Origin of the sequence: Bacillus sp. 22-7 (assembly GCF_010628845.1) — a bacterium.
In the GTDB taxonomy this organism is placed as follows: Bacteria; Bacillota; Bacilli; order Bacillales; family Cytobacillaceae; genus Cytobacillus; species Cytobacillus firmus_B.
The window spans coordinates 133,597-156,194 of the sequence record NZ_NJQY01000004.1 but is presented as its reverse complement, the minus strand read 5'-3'; the positions used below and the strand labels follow the sequence as shown (position 1 = coordinate 156,194).

Below are 22,598 nucleotides of genomic sequence, written 5' to 3'. Positions count from 1 at the left end.
GCAGGTTTGCTCATCTATTTGTAATTCCGGCTAGTCTAGTTGCAAATTTACTCATCTATTTGCAGGTTTAGGGTTTCTATTTGCATTTTATCTATCTATTTGCAAGTTTGGCTGGTCTATTTGCAGGTTTGCTCATCTATTTGTAATTCCGGCTAGTCTAGTTGCAAATTTGCTCATCTATTTGCAGGTTCCGGGTTTCTATTTGCATTTACCCATCTATTTGCAAGCTTGGCTGGTCTATTTGCAGGCTTGCTCATCTATTTGTAATTTCGGTTGGTCTATTTGCAAATTTGCTCATCTATTTGCAGGTTCCGAGTCTCTATTTGCATTTACCTATCTATTTGCAAGTTTGACTGGTCTATTTGCAGGTTTGCTCATCTATTTGTAATTCCGGCTAGTCTATTTGCAAATTTGCTCATCTATTTGCAAGTTCCGGGTTTCTATTTGCATTTTACCTATCTATTTGCAGGTTTGGCTGGTCTATTTGCAGGCTTGTTCATCTATTTGTAATTTCGGCTGGTCTATTTGCAAGTCCCCCCTCATCTATCTGCAGATTAAAAAAACAGTATCCCTCCACACAAAAAAAGCGCCACATCAATGGCACTTTTTCACAACACCCCCGAAAACAGCCGGGCGAAGGATTCCTTCGATCTTTCCGCCAATCCCCGCTTATAATATTGGACAGGACTTAATTTCACACTTTCCTCCAGATCCTCTTCATAATGTGCGACAAGATCGCGGATGGAGCTTGTGCCGTATAAAAAGACATTTACTTCAAAGTTCAAGTGGAAGCTGCGCATATCCATGTTCGCCGTTCCAATGGAAGCGAGGATTCCGTCCACGATAATAATCTTCTGATGGAGAAAGCCTTTTTTATAAGAATAAATTTCGACGCCATATCGCAGAAGCTCCGCAAAGTAGGACCGGCTGGCGTATTGCGTCAGGAAGCTGTCATTGATCTCCGGAACAAGGATGCGCACTTCCACTCCTTTAGCCGCCGCCACCCTCAATGCCGTACGAATCGATTCATCAGGGACAAAATAAGGTGTGGCAATCCAAATGGATCTGGTCGCGCAGGATATTATTGAATAATAAAGATCACTCATAATTCCCTGCTGTGTGTCCGGACCGCTGGCCACCACCTGCACCGCACCATCAAGCACATCATCATCAATCGGATACTTTACATCCCGGTATTCCTCCAGCACATCTTCCTTGCTGACATATTCCCAATCCAGGAGAAAAACCGTATGCAATGTATACACTGCCTCCCCCTTAAGGAGCATATGAGTATCACGCCAGAATCCAATCTTTTCATTTTCGCCCAGATATTCAACTCCCACATTCAGTCCGCCCACAAAGCCGACTTTTCCATCTATAACAACAATTTTGCGATGGTTTCTGAAGTTGAATTTCTGATTAAAAAAACCGTACTTAAGCGGAGAAAATGGCTTTACCTTAATCCCTGCATCCTCCATGCACTGCAAATCCTCCAGTGTAATCCCCATGCTGCCTGCCGCATCAAAAATAAACAGCACTTCCACTCCCTGCCTGGCTTTGTCGATCAGGATATTGATGATTTCCTTGCCAAGCCTGTCAGACCGGAAAATATAATATTCCATATGGATAAACTCTTCTGCTTCACGCAGCTTTTTCTTGATTTCATTAAATGTCTCTTCCCCATTTTTAAGTATTTTCGCCCTTGAATTGGTGCTCAGAGGGGTCAATGCCACATTATTGGCGAATTTAGCAAAGCAGTGCTGGCTGTCCTGCAGAAATGATATATCAGGCGTGTCTTCCCTTTTCATCAGCCTTTTCCATTCATCCCTGTCGCGGCTTCTTTTGCTTTTAAATAAATAGCCTTTCAAATAAAGCTGCCCGGAGAACAAATAAAACAAATAACCGGCTACCGGAAAAAATACCAGCACATACATCCAAAGCAATGTCTGATTAGGGCTCCGATTCTCGAGCATCAAGGATATAGCGCTGATAAATATGACAGCCGCATAAAGCAGGGCTGCACCGATTTTAATGGGTGGGGCGGCATCCGTGAAAAATATCGTATACACAGATGCAATCAGGATAAATACAAATAAAGACTCCACTCTTCTTTTTTTCATAGGGGCCACTTCTCCTAAAAAAGGTTACAATATGTATGTTTTCCTTATACCCTTTTTGATGCGCTTTAGAAACCAGGCAACATTATCTTTTCCCATTTTCAGGATAAGAAAGCATGATCCGGAAAAAAAGAAGAGCCTTGCTGATATCGCAAAACTCCATAGCTATTGTCCCCCTCCGGTATAATGATTATCACCCATCGTATAATTCGAGCTCTCCCCCGGTTTTTCACTTGGGCTGATCCCTTTTTGCATTGTATTGTTTAACTTCTTCCTTCTGCGGTCAATGCAATAGGCGAAAACCAGAGTCGCAATAATTAAACCAAACAGCACTCCCATTCTGCTTCCCCCTTTATATATGTATATTCCATATGCGGAAACCATTGCTTACAATTCGGCCTAAAAAAAGAGAGCTATTCTTCATAGCTCCCTCTCAAAATTACTTCCTCATATTCTCCTGGTCCTTTAATCGGTTTTGCTGATCCGGCTTACGCTCCTGATCTTTTAATGACTGTTCTTGCTGCTGCCGGGAATCATGCCCTTTTACAATCTCTTTTAAGTCCTTGTTGTTATCCTGTGCCATACTGATCCCTCCTGTACTTTTTTATCCTGTTCCCTTATCAAAGCAAAGAAAAACAATTTTTGCTAAAGGATTTTGTAATGGTAAAGAGAATTTAAGGGTTAAGAAAAAATAAAGGAGTGACCCTGTTGGAAATCAGACTGCTGCGCCAGGATGATGGTGAAATGTACAAAGAGATTAGGTTAGAAGGATTAAAAAAGAACCCGGAAGCTTTTGGTTCAAGCTATGAAGAGGAAGCCAGCCGGCCTCCTGAAGTGTACGGAGAAAGATTTATGGCAGTAAACTCTTTTCACTACGGCGCATTTGAAAACGGAAAGCTTATAGGTGTTGTCAGTTTAGTAAGAGATACAGGGTTAAAAATGAAGCACCGCTCGAATATATATGCAATGTACGTGACAGAGTCCGCCCGAAAGAATGGTGTCGGCAAGAGCCTTGTCAGCAAGGCTGTAGAAAAGGCACGATCCTGGGACGGGGTTGAACAAATCCACTTGGCCGTCATGTCTGAAAATACTCCTGCTAAAAAGCTCTATGCTTCTTTCGGCTTTGAGGTTTACGGCAAGGAGAGGCATGCACTGAAGATAGATGGCAAGTACTATGATGAAGACCTGATGGCATTGTATTTTTAAAGGCAGCATCCTCTATGATGGCTGCCTTTTTATCATTGATAGTTATTCACTATTTCCTGTAATTTGAGGGCAAGGCCCATTTTCCCGTCCACCTTAAGACTGCCTGTCATAAATGCTATGGTTGTGTTTAAATCGCCTTTTAATAGCTTAGAAAAGTTTTTTTCTGACAATTTCAGTGTTACTTCTGATTGGTGTGGAGCACCCTCTTCCACTATGACTTTTCTATCCTTCAAGAAAATTTGAATAGGACCGCTTTCCTCCAGGTCCACTTGAAATACCCGATTTTTTTCATCTTTGATATGTACGGGATCAGCGTTTATTTTATCCGCCAGCTGATATAGTTCATTTTTTACCGTCATGGCATATTCCCCCTTCTATTATCCAAAATACCTTTTTGCCTGACCCGTTCTATTTCAACAAATATAGATGAATCCCTGCTAAAAAAATGAATTTGTATTCATTTTTCAACCAAAAGAATAGCACCTTATCAGCAAGGTGCTATTCTCATAAACTCTATTTTCTTTTCCCTTTCAAATCAACGCCAATGGCGGCTCCATTACGGCTTGAATCTGCTACACCTTTGAAAATACCTTTATCACGGTCAATCAAAATACTTTGGACGTTTCCAATTGTGGTCGCACTTGGACCAAAATTATGCCCCATTCCGTTTAGCCCATCAATAACTTCTGACGGAATGCCTTCTTCAAAGCGGTAGGAATTCAGGTTATTGGTATAGATCCGCGGTTCCTCAACTGCTGCTTTTAGCTCCATGTCATATTCGATGGCATAAAGGATTGTCTGCAGTACTGATGTAATAATCGTTGGGCCGCCTGGTGAACCAACAGTCAGAATAGGCTCTCCATCTTCAAAGACAATCGTCGGTGTCATCGAGCTTAGAGGCCGCTTATTCGGCTGGACTTCATTTGCCCCGCCTGGCACGGCATCAAAATCTGTCAGCTCATTATTCAGCATTAATCCGTAGCCTGGAACCATGATTCCTGTTCCGAATACCTGTTCAATCGTTGTCGTATAAGATACAACATTTCCCCATCTGTCCGTTACGGAAAAATGGGTAGTCTCACCGTATTGGCGGTCATTCGGCTGTTCAGCCGCTTCATAATTGGCTTCACTGTTCTCATATTTCCAAGGATCTCCCGCTTCAGGATTTTTGTTGGCTTTATCCAGGCTGATCAGTTCCTGGCGCTCCTTAATATAATCAGGGTGAAGGAGACCATTGACCGGGACATTTACAAACTCCGGATCCCCTGCATATACTGCGCGGTCTGCATAAGCAAGATGCATGGTTTCAGCAAGCAGGTGATATTTTTCCCAGGATTTTAAATCATATTGTGATAGATTGAAATCATCCAGAATTTTCAGCATCTGCAGCAAAAATACTCCTCCAGAGCTTGGAGGCGGCATGCTCGCAATTTCATACCCCTGATAGTCTCCCCAAATAGGCTCGTCAATGGTTACATCATACTTTGCCAGATCTTCCGGTGTCATTGATCCTCCAAAATCCTGCACCACACCTGCAAGAGCGTCTGCTATTTTCCCGTTATAAAAAGCGTCAGTTCCGCCAGAACGAATCATTTTAAGCGTTTTGGCAAGATCCTTCTGTACTAAACGGTCCCCTTCTTCAAGAGGTTCACCCTTAGGCAAAAACACTTTGCCGGCAGCCGTTCTGTCAAGCTTATCCTGATTATCGGCGATCGCATCGGCTAATACAGAATCAATCGGAAAGCCTTTATCTGCCAGCTTAATCGCAGGACCGATCAGCTGCTGCATAGGGCGTGTTCCCCATTTTTCAAGAGCTGTTTCCAGCCCTTTCAATGTGCCCGGCACACCGACAGCCGTACCGCCAGTTGATCGCTCCGCAAATGGAATCGGCTTCCCGTTTTCATCCAGGAACATATCCGGCGCTGCACCAGCCGGAGCACGTTCACGGCTGTTTATGATGGTGGTTTCTTTCGTTTTGCCATCATAGACCATCATGAAGCCCCCGCCGCCAATTCCGGACATCATCGGTTCTACCACATTGAGGGCAAACTGGACTGCGACAGCCGCATCGATGGCATTACCGCCCTTTTTCAAAACATCTGCCCCAATTTTTGACGCAAGCGGATGAGCCGAAGCCACCATTCCATCCTTGCCGACATCAACCTGGCTATAACCGCCATAACCATCATCTGGCTTTGGCTTTTTCGCCTGCCCGGTTAAAGGCATGGTTCCGGCAACCAGTAAAATACTTAAAAGCATTAGAATACTAGCTTTCAAAACTCTTCTCATAATCTTCCTCCTTCTGTTAGGTTCTACACGTCTAACTTAAGAGGAAGGAAAAGGATAATCAAGGAATAAGAGTTAATATTCTGAAAGTTAAATCTATATTACTAGACACTGGTGTGTAAAAAGGTTCAATTATCCTTGCTGGATAGGAAGATATAAGGAGTCAGTTTTTTACAATTGAAAGTTTCTTTAACTCGGCAGCCCCCAGCTCCACGGATGTTTCCACATAGCCGATGATCTGTTGGAATGTAAACACTTCAAGGGGCTTTTCAGCATCTCTTTTATCATATTCAAAGTCTTTTAAAACATAAGGTATGAAAGCACTGACTTGATCGGCAGAAACCTCATCTAAATTTGGCACATTTATATTTTTCATCTCAAATCTAACTTGGCCGTAATGTTCAGACAGCTTTGCATTACATAGGCGAAAATCATTATGATAGCGGGTAAAGACTTCCTCATCTTTTTCCATTCTGTTTTTCAGCCAGGGAAGATAGAAGCCTGTCAGCCAGACATGGTCTGATATTAAGTGGGTGTAATATCCAAGGATATAAGGTGAATGACTTTTGCTCCTGTATTTATTAAGGAAACTCTTATAATCTATTCTTCTCGTGTACTCATCCGTATTCCCTTTGTAAAAATGGGAAAGATCTTTGGGAGAAACAGCGTCAGGCGCTATTCCTCCAAGTAAAAATGCTGCTTTGTCCTCTATTTTCATTCTGGAAGCAATTTCATTGTTGATTATGCTATGCATCACTCTGGATCCCATTCTTTTCCCCCTTATTTACCAGGGCAGACCTGTACCGTATGTCTTTGCCCTGGCTTCACTGTCCTTTCTCCGCTTTTTGCGAATTTCCGCACGTTCTTTTGCTGATTCATATAAGCTCTTTTCTTCATCTGTCTCAGGCACAACCGCCGGCACCGGAGTCGGCTTTCCATTCTCGTCAACCGCAACCATTGTCAAAAAGGACATCGCACACACATTTCGGTCGCCCGTCAGCAGGTCTTCTGCAATTACTTTTACGAATATCTCCATAGATGTCCGGCCTGTATAGGTCACAAACGCCTCCAGGCAGACTGAATTGCCTTCATAAACCGGATGAAGAAAGTCAACAGAGTCTGTAGATGCGGTTACGACATTTCTTCTTCCATGCCTCATCGCCGCGATGGCTGCCACATCATCAATATAAGCCATTAGCTTGCCGCCGAATAATGTTCCATATGTATTCGTGTCCGGCGGAAGCACGATGCTTGTTTTTACTGTAAAAGATTCTCTGCAAGTTTTTGTTTCATTCATGTTGTTCCCTCCTGTTTTAATAAAGCATATCAAATGCTGATGGCTAATAAAAATAATTTGGATAGATATTAAAAAAGTATTGCCAAAAATATCCTCTTTATCATATAATCTTATTGACCAGTGTTCAATAATGAAAGGTGATTCCATGAGTCCAAGAAAATCAGCCCAAGATGAACTAACAAAAGAAGCAATTATTTCTGTAGCACGTGATCTGTTTGTTCAGGAAGGATATGCCGCAGCATCCATGAGAAAAATTGCGGACACCCTTCAGTGCAGCCATGGTGCCATCTATTATCATTTCAAAAATAAGGCCCAATTATTTTACGAAATGGTTGAAGCCGATTTTCAAAAGCTCGACCAGGTCCTCGACAGTGTGCTGAGAAAATCTGCAGATACCAGTGAACAGAAGCTTTTCAATATTTTTTACGGTTATATCCAATTTGGCTTGACCCATCAAAAGCATTATGAGCTGATGTTTTTAATTCGGGATGATGATGTGAAAAGCTATCTGAATGAAGGGCCAAATAAAAGCTACCTGCATTTTGCGCAAGCGATTAATTCACTCGCTCCTGAAGCTCTTTCCATAAAGGATATTTGGTCTGTATTTTTAAGCTTGCATGGTTTTGTCACGCATTATTGCAGATCGGAAACGACATTTGAAGAAGTGAAGGAACTCGCCTCTTCACATGCCCAATTTTTGATAAAAGCCATTTATTAAAGAAATGACATCCATTTCTTTAATTTTTCCCTTTAATTGAACAGTGGTTAATAAAATAAAAAGGTTGATGAAAAATGATAAAAACAGCTGCAGTTTTAGGAGCAACAGGCGGAATGGGCTATGCCTTAACAGAGGCATTATGCCGCAGAAATATAAAAACTATTGCCTTTGCCAGGTCCGAAGAAAACCTGCTTAACTTCAAAAAAGACTGGGGACCAAATGCGGTTATCCATTCAGGCGATGCACTGAATCCAGAGGATATTGAAAAGGCAGTGACAGAAGCGGATGCAGTTTTTCATGCCATCAATATTCCTTACCCTGACTGGGATCCCGCACTCTCAATTATATTAGATAATATCCTGCACGCATGCCGCAAACATCATAAGCCTTTTATTTATGCTGATAATATATATTCCTATGGCCTTCAATCCAGCCCTGCTGCCGAAGTTTCTCCCAAGAATCCGCACACAAAAAAAGGCAAGCTGCGCCAAACCTTAATTGAGATGATAAAAAACTCAGGCGTGCCATACATCATTGCCCACTTCCCTGACTTTTACGGCCCACATACGGGAAACACACTCTTACACTATACTCTCAGCCAGATTATTGAAAAAAATAAAGGCATGTTTGTCGGCAAAACCGATATTCCAAGAGAATTTATTTATATTAAGGATGGAGCAGAAGCTTTAGCCGAACTTTCATTAAATGAAAACTCATACGGTGAAGTCTGGAATATCCCTGGTGCAGGGACGATAACCGGTGAAGAAATAGCCAGTATCGTTTCTAACCATCTTAACAGAGGCGTTACCTTCAGACCTGTCCATAAATGGATGATTCGTGCCATCGGTATTTTCGATCCCATGATGAGGGAATATACTGAATTGATGTATTTGAACCAGACACCTGTTACTTTGGACGGCAGTAAATATGAAGCGAGAATCGGCACTCTCCCTAAAACACCATATGAGACTGGAATCAAAAGGACACTGGAGCATTTATTAAACAAAAGGAATGCCGCACTCTGACGGCATTCCTTTATTTGAAGAATGAATTTTTCTTTTTCCCCCTGAGGATATCACCCATCCAGCCTTTTTTCACGAGCATGATATAAAGGGCTGCGGTGGATGCAATGATAATAAGAATGGAGAACAAATAGCCATACCTCCACTCGAGTTCTGGCATAATCTTAAAGTTCATGCCCCAGAGAGCTCCCCACGTTGCAATCGGAGTCATAAGAGTGGTAATGACAGTGAGCGTCTTCACGATTTCGTTTCCCCGGTGCATGGATACCATTTCTTCAAAATTCACAAGGTCATCAATTTCCTGCTGAAACTCACGAACCAGCGTATACCCTCTTTCAATTCGCTTGCAGGTTCGTTTAAATTCAGTTCCTTCTGTAACATCTTCACCAAAGGTTTCTTCCACACCCAGCCTGATTTCCTTAACAGGAATCATAATATTTTTCCATACAAGAATCTGGTGTCGGAGCTCATATATTTCTTCCAGGCGATTAATATTATTTTTATTTTTTATTTTCCATAACAGATCATTTAAACGTACTTCAAACTTATCAATCTTCTTGATATTATCACTTAGAATCTCGCCTAAAATCACAAAAAAGCCGTCAATGGCATTGTTCGTATAATCCATTTTTTTCAAAAGCAGTGATTCATCAGACTGAATGATAGTAGAATCAAAGTCGACAGTGAGGAGAAAATCTCTAGTCAGAAAATAGTGGAACAAACTATTTTCATGCTGCTCCTTCGTTGTCTGCTGGTAAATGAGAGAGCCGCTGATAAATTCCTTATTGCGGATGGAAGTATCTATTTCCATTACATTTGTTTTGTTCTCAGAAGTATTTTTGGCCCATGCCTGCAGAGCTTCTTTATAGTCACCAGCGTCATTAAAGTCAATTTCATCTAAATGATCGTAACGGTGCCATGTCCAATTATCTTCACTATATTCTTTTTCCATCCCCATCTTCCTCCTATAATTCTATCCTTTCTATACTAAGTACATAATTCCCCTGTCAGGACCTGTATAAAACCATTCACAATGAGTAATTATTTCTTGTGCTGGAAACAATCTTATTAAGACTAAATGTTTGCACTTCATTATGCTGGGTAAATATACACCAAGAAATACAAATCCAATTACTGAAGGAGGAGCTAACCATGAATTCTCGTCCGTTAAATCCATATCTGTTAGCCGGTGTTGGCATTACAAGTATTTTATTATTAGCAAGCAAAAACAATCGAAATAAAGTTCAGTCACTTGCAGTTAAAATGAAAGGCATGCTGCCTGACCGTTTTTTAAACGATACAGTGCCAACAGAAAAACTGGGTCATCCGGACCCTCATAATATTGAAGATAATAAAATGGTTGATGAAGGTGCCATGTATTCAGTAAATTACTATAATGAAACTGTTCAGCAATGACCTAAGGACTGGCTCCTTAGGTTTTTTATTTAAATCTGAATTTTCGGAGGAAGAAAGATGGGTGTTCTGTTCATCCTGATTTATTTGGGAATCGTATTAGCAGTTATTGAAATTCATACTCTTATTTTCACCTATACAGGACTTGATAAGCATATTGCAAGATTCCAGGTGATCAGCATGCTTACAGGCACTGGTTTTACAACCGGAGAATCGGAACTCATCATTGATCATCCGATCCGCAGAAGGTTTGGAGCTTTTTTAATTTTATTTGGCGCCTTTTCATTGGCAGTTATCATTTCGGCAATCAGCAGCATTCTGTCAGATGAATTTTTCACTGCCAAGATCTCGATCGTGGCAGCAGTCCTGCTCGTGGTTATTATTATCTTAAAGATGCCAAAAGTGCGGGACTATCTTTCGAAGAAGCTGGAGCATGAGCTCGAAGAACATTACGATTTTCGTGATCTCCCCATCAGAGAAGCTCTTCTCACGGAGGATAATGATCATGTATTGGACTATTTCATTGACGAAAAATGTGAATTCAATGGTAAAGAGCTGGGGGATATTATCGACGAAGATGATGATATTAATGTGCTATTTATCCAGAGAGGCGATGTAAAAATCAGAAAAGAGCGGCTTGTTACGAAACTGCAGGAAGGCGACCATATTATTTTATATGGAGAAGAACAAACAATTGAGGATAGGTTTGGCACTAATGAGGATAACGAAAATTAAAGCACCTCCATAGTGGAGATGCTTTTTTCGCAGCTTCAGTTAAATTGCTTAACTGGCGATAGATAGAGTGTCAGGCCAATCTTTTTGCATACTGTTACATAATGCATCATCGCCAGAAGAACAGCTCCCATATTCATGCCCATTATAATCCCGTCCATCTGCAGGCTGTGCATCGAGCCAAGCACAAACATGGCTGTGAATGAAACAACCGTTGACCAGACGGAATGATAGAACGCATCCTTCATCAGCCCCAGTCCGATTAAATAGGCCTGCATCGGGATTATGAAAAAGTGGAGTAGAAAGAATGGCCACAGCAGCTGTAAATACACGGCTGCATCTGTTGAGTGAAAAAACATCTCGGTAAGCGGCCGTGCAAAAAAATAGAAAAAAACAACCGATGGGATCCCATATAAAAAAGTGACAAAGAACACCTGCTGAAGAAGTCTCCTGAGCTCCCCCAGATTATGATCAGCATACTCTTTGGAGACTGTCGGAATCAGCATGATTAAAAAGGAATGGGCTATAAAGGATGGAAAAAAACCAATGGTCATGGCAACACCGGCGAGCATTCCAAAATGTTCTGTTGCAACTTCGCCCGGAACCCCTGCTTTTAAGAGCGCCGCCTTAATCAAAAACGGCTGAACAGCATGTGTCAGGGCATGGAAGACCCTTAAAGCCGTTGTCGGAACAGACACAGAGATTAGGTTCTGCCTCACACTTTTTCCGCTGACATATTCAGATGGTTCTTTCTTAATCCGCTGATACTGAATAATAAACATATTCAGCAAGTATAGAAAAACAACAATCTCACTTCCTACAAACGTACAAAAAGCAATAAAGACCGCTGTATTGACATCAAATTGAAAGGCCTGATAAAGCACCACAAGCAGCAGGAGCTGAACGGATTTGCGCAGAAAATTGGATGCTGCAATTTTTCCCATTTGATGCTTGCCCATGAAGAATCCTCTGGCAATCGAGGAAAAGGACACGATGGGGATAAAGCCGATCACAACCCATCTCAAGAGGGGGTGGTACTCATCAAAGACACTGATAAACGGAATTATAATCGCGGCAGCCGGCACCAAAACGGCTGTAAAGATAATGGTCAGCTTGATGACATGATGAAGCATGCTTAGATGATACCTTTTATCTTTTTCGGCAATGAATTTAGAAATAGAGATCGGAAGCTCAAAACTGGCCAGCAGCACTATTAAAAAAATAGTCGGCAAAATCGACATGTACATGCCGAGTCCCCTCTCCCCCAGTTCCCGGGCGAGCACCATATTCACCACAAACTCTATACATTCACTTGCAAAAGCCGCCAGTGCAAGCAGTATAACTCCTTTAAAGAATTTACTCATTGCGCCTCTCCTTATATAATGCAGATTCTATATAAGATATGAGACATGCTCCGATAATATATTGCCCTTTTGGAACTTTTAAGAAAATTAATATAACGAAAAAAGGAGAGCTGGCAATATGCCGCCCCCCTCTCAGTTAAAATACAAAAACATGTGCAATCAGTACAATAACAGGTAAAGTAATAATCGTTCTTTGGATAAAAATAACGAATAAATCCATAAAGCTCAGCGGAATGTTTGAACGCAGGATCAGAATCCCGATTTCAGACATGTATACTAATTGTGTTAATGACAGGCCTGCCACAACGAATCTTGTCAGCTCGCTCTCAATTCCGCTTCCGATAACAGCTGGAAGGAACATATCAGCAAAGCCGACAAGCATAGTCTGTGCTGCTGCTCCTGCTTCCGGCAATTGCATAAACTCCAAAACCGGAATGAGCGGGTAAGAAATAAACTTAAATGCAGGCGTGTATTCCGCAATGATCAAGGCTGCTGCTCCCAGGCTCATCACAAGCGGTATCAGGCCCATCCAAATATCCAAAACAGTTTCAATGCCATTGGTTAACAGCTTTTTGGGACCCGGAGCATTCCTTGCTTTATCAATTGCCTGCTCCCATCCCCATTTCAATTTCGAAACCCCTTCCGGAATGGTTTCATCAATCTGCTGTCCTACCGGCTCATAATAAGTATCCGGTTTGCGGGATAATGGCGGAATTCTTGGCATAATCAATGCTGCCACGACACAGGCTACAGAAACGGTTAAGTAAAAAGGGATGAATAAATGGCCAAGACCAACCACATTCGCTACGACAAGGCTGAAAGCCACAGATGCAATTGAGAAGGTTGTGGCAATCACCGCTGCTTCTCTTTTTGTGTAAAAACCTTCATCATATTGCTTCGTGGTAACCAATACACCGACTGTTCCGGCACCCATCCAGGACGCAAGGCAATCGATGGAAGATCGTCCGGGCAGTGTGAAAAGTGGCCTCATAAATTTTTGGACAAGCGCCCCTATGAACTCCATTAAACCAAACTCTACTAAAAGCGGCAGAAGAATACCGGCGAACAGGAACCACGTAAGCAAAACGGGAGCCAGGTCGTAGAGAACCACTCCGCCTGTATTCCGCGACCAGATAAATTCAGGCCCGATTTCAAAATAAGTCATAATTCCCACTGCGAATCCGAGGACTCTCATGGTCAACCCAAATTTGCCGGTATCAAATAAACCCTTTAAAAACTTATTATCCAGTATAAATGCCGGCTTAGCTGTTTTAGCCAGGATGGATAAAAAAACAGATAATCCTAAAATAAAAATGATAATGGCAGGCATCTGCTCACTGAACGCTTTGCCTAAAAGAGAGGCTAAAATACCAACACCAATCGTTACGTCACCTTGAAATTTAACAGGAACCAGGAATAGGAGCGACCCAATTAAAGATGGAATAATAAATTTCCAATACTCTCCTGTGACGGCTTGCGGCTTAACCCTTGTCTCAGCTTTCATGCTCTTACCTCCTTATGATTTGGAAACAATTGCTTCATGTTCCATAAGTGCTTCTTCCAATACTCTCAGCCCCTGATCAATTTGCTCCTTTGTTACAACAAGCGGAGGAATCATCCGAATCACTTCCCCTGAATTTCCGCATAGATAAAAGAGGACTCCCTTATCAAGAGAAGAATTCAGGATTTCCATTACCGCGTTTCCATCCGGTTTTCCGGTTTGCGGGTCGATAATTTCAATGCCGATCATCAGCCCCAGACCTCGGACACTGCCAATTGCAGGATGCTCGGCTTTCAAAGCCTGTAATTTCTTTAATGCATACTCTCCCATTTGCTTAGCATTTTCCAAAAGATTCTCTGTTTTTAGGACTTCCAGAGACGCCAATGCTGCAGAGCAGGCAATCGGATTTCCGCCGAAGGTTGTACCATGGGCACCCAGCGGCCATTTTTCCATCAGGTCCTTTGAAGCTGCTGTTGCGCTTAACGGCAGTCCTGCCGCGATTCCTTTTGCAATTGCCATGATATCCGGCACCACATCAAAAGCCTGAGCGGCAAACCATTCCCCAGTACGCCCAAAGCCGGTTTGCACTTCATCAAATATCAGCAGGATTCCATGCCGGTCACAGATTTCCCTGATTTTCTGCAGCCATTTCTTCGGAGGAATGATATAGCCTCCTTCACCGAGAACCGGTTCAATGATCATGCAGGCAACCTCTTCCGGGTCTACTTGGTGCTTGAAGAGTGTTTCAGCATCCTTTTCCAGTTTTCTTGGGAAGTACTCCTCTGGATCTTCACCAAAAGGACAATCTCGCTCATCCGCATATGGAAGCTGATAGGTCAGCCAGGATGGCTGCTGAAACTTGCGGTATTTGCTCTTGGATGTGGATACACTCAGCGCTCCCATCGACCTTCCATGGAAACAGCCTGTGAAGGAAACAACATAGGGCCTCCGCGTGACATACTTTGCAAGCTTAATAGCTCCTTCGATTGCCTCTGTTCCGCTGTTCGCAAAGAAAAAGCAATCCAGATTTCCCGGCGTAATTTTCCCAAGCTCATCTGCGAGCCGCAAAATCGATTCATAGATGATTACGCCTGACGGGCCGTGCACCAGATGGTCTGCACTGTCTTTAATGGCCTGTACAACCTTCGGGTGGCGATGCCCGACATTCTCCACTGCGATGCCTGATGTAAAATCCAAATACTCTTTTCCGTCGACACCGTAGTAATAGCAGCCTTCCGCTTTGACTACCGGCAAATTCGGATGATCCTTTGCCATGCTTGGCGCCAATAGGTTTGAAATGTTTCCGACAAGATGACTCCAATTTTCTCCGTTCATACTTTTCCCTCCTGAATCCTGCATAGATGTTATGGTTATGTTTTCTCTGCTATTCTTTAATGCAATATTCATGCCAAAGTATGTATTAACAATCATATTTTTTTAATTTTCTTACTACTGAAGGCTGACTGATTCCCAGGGCACCCGCTATTTCAGTAGTGGTCCGATAACGTTTCCTTGCATTGATTAAAACTTTTTTCTCTACATCTTCCAATATAGCGGGAAGAGTATGTCCCTCATAATCTATAAAACCCTCTTTTTTTCCTTGCATATGGTATTCATAAGGCAGGTCGTCTTTCGTGATCATCAGGCTGGTGCTTGTCACGATAAGCCGCTCCATCAGGTTTTCAAGCTCTCTTACGTTTCCCTTCCACTCAAGCTGCAGCAGGTGATCGACCAAAGATTTGTCCAGGTGCCTTTCCCGATTATGCCGATTGGAGATAGAGTGGAGAAAATAATGAATGAGGGCAAATAAATCCTCTTTCCTCTCCCTGAGCGGCGGAATCTTTAAGGGCACCACATTCAGCCGGAAGAATAAGTCCTGTCTGAAGTCCCTGGATTCCACTGCTTTTTCAAGATCCTTATTCGTAGCTGCCAGAAGCCGAAAGTCTGCATGAACAGGCTTTGTCCCTCCTACTCTATAAAACTGCTTGTCTTGTATGAATTTCAGCAGCTTTGCCTGCAGATGGGCTGAGAGTTCGCCAATTTCATCAAGAAATAGTGTGCCTCCTTTTGCCATTTCAGCAAATCCCATTTTGCCCTTATTCTTTGCCCCTGTAAAAGCACCGCCTTCATAACCGAAAAACTCAGCTTCAAAGATTGATTCCGGAATCGCACTGCAGTTTACTTCAATGAACGGCCCGGCTTTTCGCGTACTGTTTTGATGAATCCACTTGGCGAGAGCCGATTTTCCGACTCCTGACTCACCCAGGAGCAGGACTGTGACATCTACATCGCGGATTCTTCTGATGGTTTCGGCAATATTTCTCATCGCTGTACTGTCAGCTACCATGCCATCCATTTTGATGCTCTTATTGCGCAGGAGATCCAGTTCACTCTTCACCCGGGCCATTTCTTCTTCAACACTATTCAGATATTCTTTTATAACAAGAAGTTCTGAAACATCATAAGAATAGCTGACAATATGATCGATATTCCCAGTTTCATTGAATACAGGAATACCAGTAACCAGGATCTTTTTGCCTGAGCCGGCTTTTTGCACCAGAATGACTTTTTTCTTTTTCTTTAATACTTCAGGAGTAATCGCAGGCTTAAACACTCCTCTTCTTTCCAGTTCATATACAGATTCACCAAGCAGCGTATCCGGTTCGATGCCATAATGCATACCGCTGCCTTTACTGACCTTTATAATTATGCCGTCTGCATTGGTGACCATAATGTCTTCTTCCATTGAAGAAATGACTTCTCTGTCATTATTCCAGTCCATGAAAAAGCTGTTCATCTAGTTCCTCCCGCAGATTATTCATTATTGAATAATCATATTTCTATGAAATGTTGTGTTTTAGGAGATTTACCCTTAGATTATTCAAATTTAAATAATTATTCAGATTTGTATAAGACTATACATCATTTTAGTGAAAATGAAAAGATACAAAGGGGATAAATTAATAAAAATTCGTATTTTAGTATAAATATTATTATTTTCTCATATGAATTGTTGTTTAACCTATAAATATTGTCCGTTGATTTCCGCTCCAGGCTGCTCAGCGAAACGCGGGGCGGGCGGTGAGCAGCCTCGACGCTGCGCGTCTGCGGAGTCTCACCTGTCCCGCTACTCCCGCTGGACATTGATAAGCTTCCTTGAGTAAACACCGCACGAAGAAAATGCGAATGCATTTTCGAGGATCTCGCACCTTCCGCTTCAATCAACTCAGTAAATCAGATACAAAAAGCAACAAACCTTGCGAAAATAGCCAAAAATAAAATAAAAACTTTTAAAGATTATAGCTGCATTAAAAGTGGAATATATACTCTTATTAGGGGAAGGAGAGGTATTTTTGATTCTATTGTTTGATATAGCGGCCTATTTGGTCATGATCGCAGTAAATGCGCTGGCAAACATTCTGCCTTTGAATGGGCAGACAACAGGTGAGATATCCAACAAGCTGGAGGTTCTTTTCACGCCGGCAGGGTATGTATTCAGCATTTGGGGATTTATCTATTTGCTGCTGGGGGTCTGGCTGGCAAGGCAAATTCCAAAGAAGCGCAGGAGCCTGCCCATTTATAGGCAAACCAGTATTCTATTTATTGTGAGCTGCATGTTAAACAGTCTATGGATTATCGCTTGGCACTACGAATATTTTCTTTTATCCGTAATCATTATGATTGCACTTCTTTTTACTCTCATTTTTTTATACAAAAGTGCCTCGGAATTTGATCCTGATTTTCTGGATATTGCCCCATTTTCTGTTTACTTAGGATGGATTTCTGTAGCGACGATTGCAAATATAAGCTTTTATCTTACCTATATTAGCTGGGATGGATGGGGTCTTAAAGACAGTGTGTGGACATACATTATGCTCGCAGTGGCCACCGCCCTGGCCCTTGTATTCAGGATTAGGAATAATGACTGGGTTTATCCGCTTGTGTTTGTTTGGGCATTTATCGGCATTGGCGTCAGGAATATGGAAAACGACCCAAATGTGGCTTTTGCCGCTTACTTCGCTGCCTTTTTTACAGTCGCAGGGATTCTGCTGACCAGGAAAAAAAGGTAAGACATACAGAAAGGAAGCCTCATTGCGAGGCTTCCTTTTCTCATCATTTCCATGTCTGGATTTGGTCTGTCTCAAGTATTCCGAGCGTTACGTCACTAATATCAGGATCATCAAGCAGCTGATTCCTTACACCGATTTTTATATCATCCGCATCCGCAAGGGTCAGTCCTTCAACCAGCTCAATGTACCCTTCCACATGATATCTTCTTCCCTCCTGAATCAGACGCAGCTGTTTAATATCCACGACTTGGGGATCACCAAGAATAATATCGGCAATACGGTCTTCGATATCTTTTGGTGCGGCCACTCCAATCAGGCCAAGCGTATTTTCAAATCCGATTTTCACAGCGATGCCTACCAGAAGCAGCCCAATCAAAATCGTGCCCACTCCGTCCAGAAAGTAAAGCCCTGTAAAATGAGCGATTAGAATCGAAACAAGGGCAAGCAGCGCACCAAATGTCGCAATAATATCTTCATAAAAAACCAGTCGTGTTGGTGGAGAGGCAAGCCTGACATTTTTAAAGGCAACCGGCACAATGCCAAATCCTTTGGCAGGATTCCTCGTTTCATGGCCGATTTCCTTCATGGCTTTTAATAAAATAAATCCATCAACAGCGACGGCAAGTATCATTACTCCCACATTGAGCCAGAGGTCGGTTGATTCCTTTGGATGCTGAATCAATTCCCAGCCTTTATGTAACGTTTCATAGGCCATAATGGAAATGACGATAACAGCAATTAATACAAACAGGTTGATCACCCGGCCAAATCCTGTTGGGAATCTTTTGGTTGGCGCCTTTTCTGCAAGCGCACTGCCAAAGAACACAAACCCCTGATTCAGTGCATCGGCAAGAGAATGAAGGGTCGTGGCAAGCATGGCCCCGCTCCCGCTTGCAAAAGCTGCCAGTCCTTTAGCAATTGCGAGTGCCGTATTTCCGATTGCTGCCATTCCCGATGATTTGTTTCCTTTTTTCAATAAAGCAATCACTGACATTACATCACCGCCAAATATTTTTGTTTGGTTTTATTGTTACCCTCATCAGCAGATTCTGAATCATTTTTGGCAAAAATAAAAAGAGCTAATATCATGATTAGCTCTTCAAAGACATTATTTAACCAGCGAGTGCTTAAAGGCATATATGACCGCCTGGGTCCTGTCCTGCACCTGCAGTTTGCTTAGTATATTGCTCACATGTGTTTTGACTGTTTTTAAGGCAATGAAAAGCTCGTCGGCGATTTCCTGGTTCGTTTTGCCTTCTGTCATTAAAAGGAGGATTTCCATCTCGCGGCTTGTCAGCTCTTCATGGGGCAGCAGCTGATTTTTCTGCCTCATTTTCACCATCATTTTGCCTGTTACTTCCGGTTCAAGCACTGACTGTCCATGATAGGTCGAGCGGACTGCCTCAGCAATTTCACTTGCTTTGGAGGTTTTCAGCATATAGCTTGTCGCCCCTGCTTCCAAAGCCGGATACACTTTTTCATCATCCAGGAAGCTTGTCACAATGATGATCTTAGCTTCCGGCCATTGATCGATGATTCTTCTGGTTGCCTCGATTCCGTCCATTTCCTTCATGACTAGATCCATCAGAATGATATCCGGCCGCAATTCAAGTGCCATATCAATCGCTGTTTTTCCGTTATCCGCTTCTCCTATAACCTCAATATCGGGCTGTGCCGTCAAATAGGAAGACACTCCAATCCGAACCATCTCATGATCATCCACAAAAAGTACTTTAATCATTGGCCTCATCCTCAAAATTTAGTCTTGCCTAAGCAGACATTATTTACATAATCGGAACCTTTACTTCAAGACGGGTTCCTTTATTTTTCACACTGATGATTTTCATGCTGCCGCCAACTTCCGCTGCGCGTTCATACATATTCTGCAGACCATAGGAGCCTGCCTTTGTTTCCTCTACATCAAACCCGACTCCATCATCAGCCACCCGGAGAATGGCATAATCATCTCTTTGAATCAGGAGCACTTCAAGATTTTGCGATTTGGAATGGCGGAGTGTGTTGGACACTGCCTCCTGAAGAATACGGAATAAATGGTCTTCCACCCCTTTATCAAGCGGAAAAGTCTCCACCTTCCATTCAATCTCCATGGAAACTTTCTGAAGCAATTCGACCAAAAGCTCTTCAATTCCTTCCTGAAGGCTTTTGCCCTTAAGTGCAGCCGGACGAAGGTGTAAGAGCAGGGCACGCATTTCGAGTTGTGACTGATGGATCATTTCTTCCACCATTTTCAGCTGTTTTGCCTGTCTGTCTTCCGGTTCCTGCTGGGTTTCAGTAATGGCGGACATCATCATCGATGCTGCAAACAGCTGCTGGCTGACAGAGTCGTGAAGCTCACGGGCAAGCCTGTTACGTTCCTGGGAAACGATTTCCTGCATCCTGCTCTCGATATCTTCCGCTTTTTCATTTGCCAGTTTTTGAGAGATCTTTGCCTGTTCTGCCATATTCTTTTGAATCTTCTCGGCCCTGACAGCTATGGACTGCAGTTCTTTACCCGTTTCCGGCACATCCAATTGCCTGCCTTCTTCGACCTGGCGGAGCATAGTATCTACTGCAAAAAGCTGCCGGCGCCAGTAAATGCCTGACAGCACACCAAAGATCAGGCCTATGGCCAGGCTTACGCTCGGCACAAATAAGATAAATGGAATATCAAGGATTTCCGTTTCCCAAAGATCCCGCCAGCCGGGAATGGGAAACATCGTAAAAAAAGAGGCTGTAAGGACAGCAAGAATGAGGAGGGACATGCCCGCTCCCCATGCAATTTGCCGCTGAATGATATTCATACGCGCTTCACCTCGATATCCCCGACTGCAAAAGAAGTGAAAATTTTAACGCGCTGTCCTGATTGATCATAGTCAGGTGTCTGGAGGTGCAGATGCTGATTAAACATCCTTGATTCCTCGTATTCGAATATCCGTGCCTTTCCGGCTATAGCTGAATGACTAACAGTAACCTCCACGTCATAGGGAACAAGCACCTGCACATTTCCAATGAAGTTCCGGATGAAAATGACGGTTTCTCCCTTTGGAATAACTGTATAGCTTAAGTCGATGACCGTATCACCTATGCCGGTCTGGATATTGATATCATTCCATTCATACACCTGCTCAGGCGTTTTTTGCTGGCCGACAAATATATTGGAAAAAAGAGGATTCTTTTTTATGACTGTTTCTTTCTGGAGATTTACTGCCGGCTCCTTCAAATCTGGCTGAATTCGTTTAGGCTCTTTTTTGGACTGCCAAAACTGAATCAGCAGGTGAACCAAAATCGCCAGCAGGAAAAATTTCAGCGTCATCATACTGAAGATATTGATGAGAAGAAAAATTAATCCAAGCCAGAAAAGCCATTTTCCAGAGCTTTTAGGCATCCTCTTCCTTCCGATATATACCATTCCAATTGGCACTAGAAGAGAGAATATCACGCCGCTGTTAAAAAAGGCTATTTCCACAAAGAGAAAGACAATGCCTAATATGATAATCCAGCTCATATAATCGCTTTTGTTGTTTGTGTTCATTAGGCATCCCCCTTTGTGTATTTGGAATGATTGATTAAAAGGCGCAGTATTTCTACGCCTTTTTAGAATACCATTTTTTGTTCATTAAGTAGAAAGAGTTTTTATCTTTTTTGGGAAAAAGATTATACAGACAGGGTTTATTTTACTCTCTCGTTAATTTGGGTTGCTGCTTACGAAATAACCGCTACAATACAGGCTTCTTCTCCATCTCTTTTTCCAGCTGCGCGATGCGGGCATCAATTGTGCTGCGGTGATAGGAGCTTTTCACCTGATGCTCAAGACGGTCAAGATAGGATTCGATTTCCTGGAACTTTGTAAAGGATTTATCATTGTTTTGATCCAGCACCTTATCCATCCGGTGGTTGGCACGTGTGATGTTTTCACGGCCCATCAGCTCCATGCGGCGGATGTGCATATCCTTTAGTTTGTGCTTCATTTCCTCGTATTTTCTTTCAAGATCACCCATTTGCTGTACTGCCTGGTTTAGGAGATCCTTTAAACGGCCGGCACGCTCTTCATACTGAATTTGCTCCTGTGAGGCGAACTGATAGAGTTCCTCTTCACCTGCCTGTGAGGCAACCTCTGCCTGGCGTTTGCGTTTATCTGCAAGGTTCTTCGCCTGCTCGTATTCCCTGGTGAATTCTTCCTTTAATGTATATTGACGTTCCAACAGCTTGCGGACCTTTTCAGTTTCACGCTCACAATCACGAAGGTATTGGTTTAAAAGGGCAATTGGATTCTTTTTTTCCTTCTTATCCAATGCATCGTGAAGGTCTGCCATTACTGTATCTTTAATTCTTGTTAATAGGTTTGCCATATCGATCTCTCCTCTTTTTAGTTTCTGTTTAATTCTGCCCACTGCTTTTCAAAGCTGGCAAAAGGGTCATTATCTTCTTCCATTACACGTGAGCCTGAATCGTTCCATTTTTTATAAACCAGGTAAAGAACATATGCAGCTGCAAGCCCCAGGATTGCCGGGAAGTTGGAAGCTGTGGCCATCAAAGCAATGAACCCGATGATTCCATAGCCGATCTTTGCCATCGTGCTTTCTGCTTTTAAAAATTGTTTAAACACAAAGTATAGAATTGCTGCGCTTACTGCCAGACCCACGATCGGTCCAAGGTTTGAAATCAGCACCATCGCCGCAATACCACCTGCAATCAATAATCCAAGTTTTTTCATTTTTCATTTCCTCCTTTCTTGATTTCATCTTACCTGTAATACTCAAATGCTATAACGAGCCTCAGCTTTATTTTCAAATAAGACCTGAGACGTAGCAGCTGGTCGGCCTCTTTCAATAAAGTGAAACTTCAATCAGTGGGGTTTTCCTTATCCCCCAC

25 protein-coding genes are annotated in these 22,598 nt (G+C 42.7%); 6 read left to right on the top strand and 19 right to left on the bottom strand.

Annotation, left to right across the window (positions count from 1 at the left end):
• Nucleotides 1-608: 608 nt before the first annotated feature.
• The 3 genes from cls to CE058_RS02655 form a co-directional block, all read right to left on the bottom strand.
• Nucleotides 609-2,120: a cardiolipin synthase gene (cls, locus tag CE058_RS02660; RefSeq protein WP_163140128.1), complete on the bottom strand. Its 1,512-nt coding sequence runs from the start codon at nt 2,118-2,120 to the stop codon at nt 609-611.
• A gap of 162 nt (nt 2,121-2,282) precedes the next feature.
• Nucleotides 2,283-2,456: a hypothetical protein gene (locus tag CE058_RS24655; protein ID WP_169799743.1), complete on the bottom strand. Its 174-nt coding sequence runs from the start codon at nt 2,454-2,456 to the stop codon at nt 2,283-2,285.
• Nucleotides 2,457-2,556: 100 nt separating this feature from the next.
• Nucleotides 2,557-2,700: a hypothetical protein gene (locus tag CE058_RS02655; protein ID WP_156185190.1), complete on the bottom strand. Its 144-nt coding sequence runs from the start codon at nt 2,698-2,700 to the stop codon at nt 2,557-2,559.
• A gap of 125 nt (nt 2,701-2,825) precedes the next feature.
• Between CE058_RS02655 and CE058_RS02650 the strand changes: the two genes are divergently transcribed.
• The gene (locus CE058_RS02650) at nt 2,826-3,323 is read left to right on the top strand and encodes a GNAT family N-acetyltransferase (protein WP_048010502.1); all 498 of its coding nucleotides are present in this window, start codon (nt 2,826-2,828) and stop codon (nt 3,321-3,323) included.
• Between the two features lie 32 nt (nt 3,324-3,355).
• On the opposite strand, the gene CE058_RS02645 is transcribed toward CE058_RS02650, so the two are convergent.
• The 4 genes from CE058_RS02645 to CE058_RS02630 all read right to left on the bottom strand — a co-directional run bounded on the left by CE058_RS02645 (nt 3,356) and on the right by CE058_RS02630 (nt 6,906).
• Nucleotides 3,356-3,682 (bottom strand): SCP2 sterol-binding domain-containing protein, encoded by a 327-nt coding sequence (locus tag CE058_RS02645; protein WP_163140126.1) that lies wholly within the window; start codon nt 3,680-3,682, stop codon nt 3,356-3,358.
• 154 nt (nt 3,683-3,836) lie between these two features.
• Complete coding sequence (gene ggt / locus CE058_RS02640; protein ID WP_163140124.1) at nt 3,837-5,612, bottom strand: gamma-glutamyltransferase; 1,776 nt, start codon at nt 5,610-5,612, stop codon at nt 3,837-3,839.
• 160 nt (nt 5,613-5,772) lie between these two features.
• Nucleotides 5,773-6,378, bottom strand: coding sequence for a zinc dependent phospholipase C family protein (locus tag CE058_RS02635; protein ID WP_163140122.1), 606 nt, complete (start codon nt 6,376-6,378; stop codon nt 5,773-5,775).
• Between the two features lie 15 nt (nt 6,379-6,393).
• Nucleotides 6,394-6,906 (bottom strand): acyl-CoA thioesterase, encoded by a 513-nt coding sequence (locus CE058_RS02630; RefSeq protein WP_009334951.1) that lies wholly within the window; start codon nt 6,904-6,906, stop codon nt 6,394-6,396.
• Nucleotides 6,907-7,051: 145 nt separating this feature from the next.
• Here CE058_RS02630 and CE058_RS02625 point away from each other — a divergent pair, with 145 nt between their 5' ends.
• Both CE058_RS02625 and CE058_RS02620 read left to right on the top strand, forming a co-directional pair.
• Nucleotides 7,052-7,624: a TetR/AcrR family transcriptional regulator gene (locus CE058_RS02625; protein ID WP_163140120.1), complete on the top strand. Its 573-nt coding sequence runs from the start codon at nt 7,052-7,054 to the stop codon at nt 7,622-7,624.
• A gap of 74 nt (nt 7,625-7,698) precedes the next feature.
• Nucleotides 7,699-8,649 carry an SDR family NAD(P)-dependent oxidoreductase gene (locus tag CE058_RS02620; protein WP_163140118.1) on the top strand — a complete coding sequence of 317 codons (951 nt, stop codon included), beginning with the start codon at nt 7,699-7,701 and terminating at the stop codon, nt 8,647-8,649.
• 10 nt (nt 8,650-8,659) lie between these two features.
• Here the strand turns inward: CE058_RS02620 and CE058_RS02615 are convergent, their stop codons facing one another.
• The gene (locus CE058_RS02615) at nt 8,660-9,598 is read right to left on the bottom strand and encodes a magnesium transporter CorA family protein (RefSeq protein WP_163140116.1); all 939 of its coding nucleotides are present in this window, start codon (nt 9,596-9,598) and stop codon (nt 8,660-8,662) included.
• Nucleotides 9,599-9,798: 200 nt separating this feature from the next.
• On the opposite strand from CE058_RS02615, the gene CE058_RS02610 reads away from it, so the two are divergent.
• Together CE058_RS02610 and CE058_RS02605 are read left to right on the top strand one after the other, a co-directional pair.
• The gene (locus tag CE058_RS02610) at nt 9,799-10,062 is read left to right on the top strand and encodes a hypothetical protein (protein ID WP_009334955.1); all 264 of its coding nucleotides are present in this window, start codon (nt 9,799-9,801) and stop codon (nt 10,060-10,062) included.
• A gap of 57 nt (nt 10,063-10,119) precedes the next feature.
• On the top strand, nt 10,120-10,794 hold the full coding sequence (locus CE058_RS02605) for a TrkA C-terminal domain-containing protein (RefSeq protein WP_163140114.1): 675 nt from the start codon (nt 10,120-10,122) through the stop codon (nt 10,792-10,794).
• A gap of 35 nt (nt 10,795-10,829) precedes the next feature.
• Here the strand turns inward: CE058_RS02605 and CE058_RS02600 are convergent, their stop codons facing one another.
• The 4 genes from CE058_RS02600 to CE058_RS02585 form a co-directional block, all read right to left on the bottom strand.
• Entirely contained in the window at nt 10,830-12,155 is a 1,326-nt protein-coding gene (locus CE058_RS02600; protein ID WP_163140112.1) for a polysaccharide biosynthesis protein, read from the bottom strand.
• Between the two features lie 136 nt (nt 12,156-12,291).
• On the bottom strand, nt 12,292-13,659 hold the full coding sequence (locus CE058_RS02595; RefSeq protein WP_163140110.1) for a YjiH family protein: 1,368 nt from the start codon (nt 13,657-13,659) through the stop codon (nt 12,292-12,294).
• A gap of 12 nt (nt 13,660-13,671) precedes the next feature.
• On the bottom strand, nt 13,672-14,991 hold the full coding sequence (locus tag CE058_RS02590; RefSeq protein WP_163140108.1) for an aspartate aminotransferase family protein: 1,320 nt from the start codon (nt 14,989-14,991) through the stop codon (nt 13,672-13,674).
• Nucleotides 14,992-15,076: 85 nt separating this feature from the next.
• A complete protein-coding gene (locus CE058_RS02585; RefSeq protein WP_163140106.1) occupies nt 15,077-16,453 on the bottom strand; it encodes a sigma-54 interaction domain-containing protein in 1,377 nt (458 codons plus the stop codon).
• A gap of 592 nt (nt 16,454-17,045) precedes the next feature.
• Here CE058_RS02585 and CE058_RS02580 point away from each other — a divergent pair.
• Nucleotides 17,046-17,726, top strand: coding sequence for a TspO/MBR family protein (locus tag CE058_RS02580; protein ID WP_163140289.1), 681 nt, complete (start codon nt 17,046-17,048; stop codon nt 17,724-17,726).
• A 43-nt stretch (nt 17,727-17,769) separates the two neighbouring features.
• Here CE058_RS02580 and CE058_RS02575 read toward each other — a convergent pair whose 3' ends face one another.
• From CE058_RS02575 to CE058_RS02545, 7 genes are all read right to left on the bottom strand, one after another.
• On the bottom strand, nt 17,770-18,720 hold the full coding sequence (locus CE058_RS02575; protein WP_163140104.1) for a cation diffusion facilitator family transporter: 951 nt from the start codon (nt 18,718-18,720) through the stop codon (nt 17,770-17,772).
• Complete coding sequence (locus CE058_RS02570; RefSeq protein WP_156185189.1) at nt 18,720-18,863, bottom strand: hypothetical protein; 144 nt, start codon at nt 18,861-18,863, stop codon at nt 18,720-18,722. Before CE058_RS02570 ends, CE058_RS02575 begins: the two co-directional genes overlap by 1 nt.
• The gene (locus tag CE058_RS02565; protein ID WP_048010490.1) at nt 18,835-19,467 is read right to left on the bottom strand and encodes a response regulator transcription factor; all 633 of its coding nucleotides are present in this window, start codon (nt 19,465-19,467) and stop codon (nt 18,835-18,837) included. The genes CE058_RS02570 and CE058_RS02565 overlap by 29 nt, the downstream gene beginning before the upstream one ends.
• 43 nt (nt 19,468-19,510) lie before the next feature.
• Entirely contained in the window at nt 19,511-20,527 is a 1,017-nt protein-coding gene (locus CE058_RS02560) for a sensor histidine kinase (protein WP_163140102.1), read from the bottom strand.
• On the bottom strand, nt 20,524-21,258 hold the full coding sequence (gene liaF, locus CE058_RS02555; RefSeq protein WP_048010488.1) for a cell wall-active antibiotics response protein LiaF: 735 nt from the start codon (nt 21,256-21,258) through the stop codon (nt 20,524-20,526). The genes CE058_RS02560 and liaF overlap by 4 nt, the downstream gene beginning before the upstream one ends.
• A gap of 184 nt (nt 21,259-21,442) precedes the next feature.
• On the bottom strand, nt 21,443-22,075 hold the full coding sequence (locus CE058_RS02550; RefSeq protein ID WP_048010487.1) for a PspA/IM30 family protein: 633 nt from the start codon (nt 22,073-22,075) through the stop codon (nt 21,443-21,445).
• Nucleotides 22,076-22,092: 17 nt separating this feature from the next.
• On the bottom strand, nt 22,093-22,440 hold the full coding sequence (locus CE058_RS02545; protein WP_048010486.1) for a lmo0954 family membrane protein: 348 nt from the start codon (nt 22,438-22,440) through the stop codon (nt 22,093-22,095).
• Between the last annotated feature and the right edge of the window lie 158 nt (nt 22,441-22,598).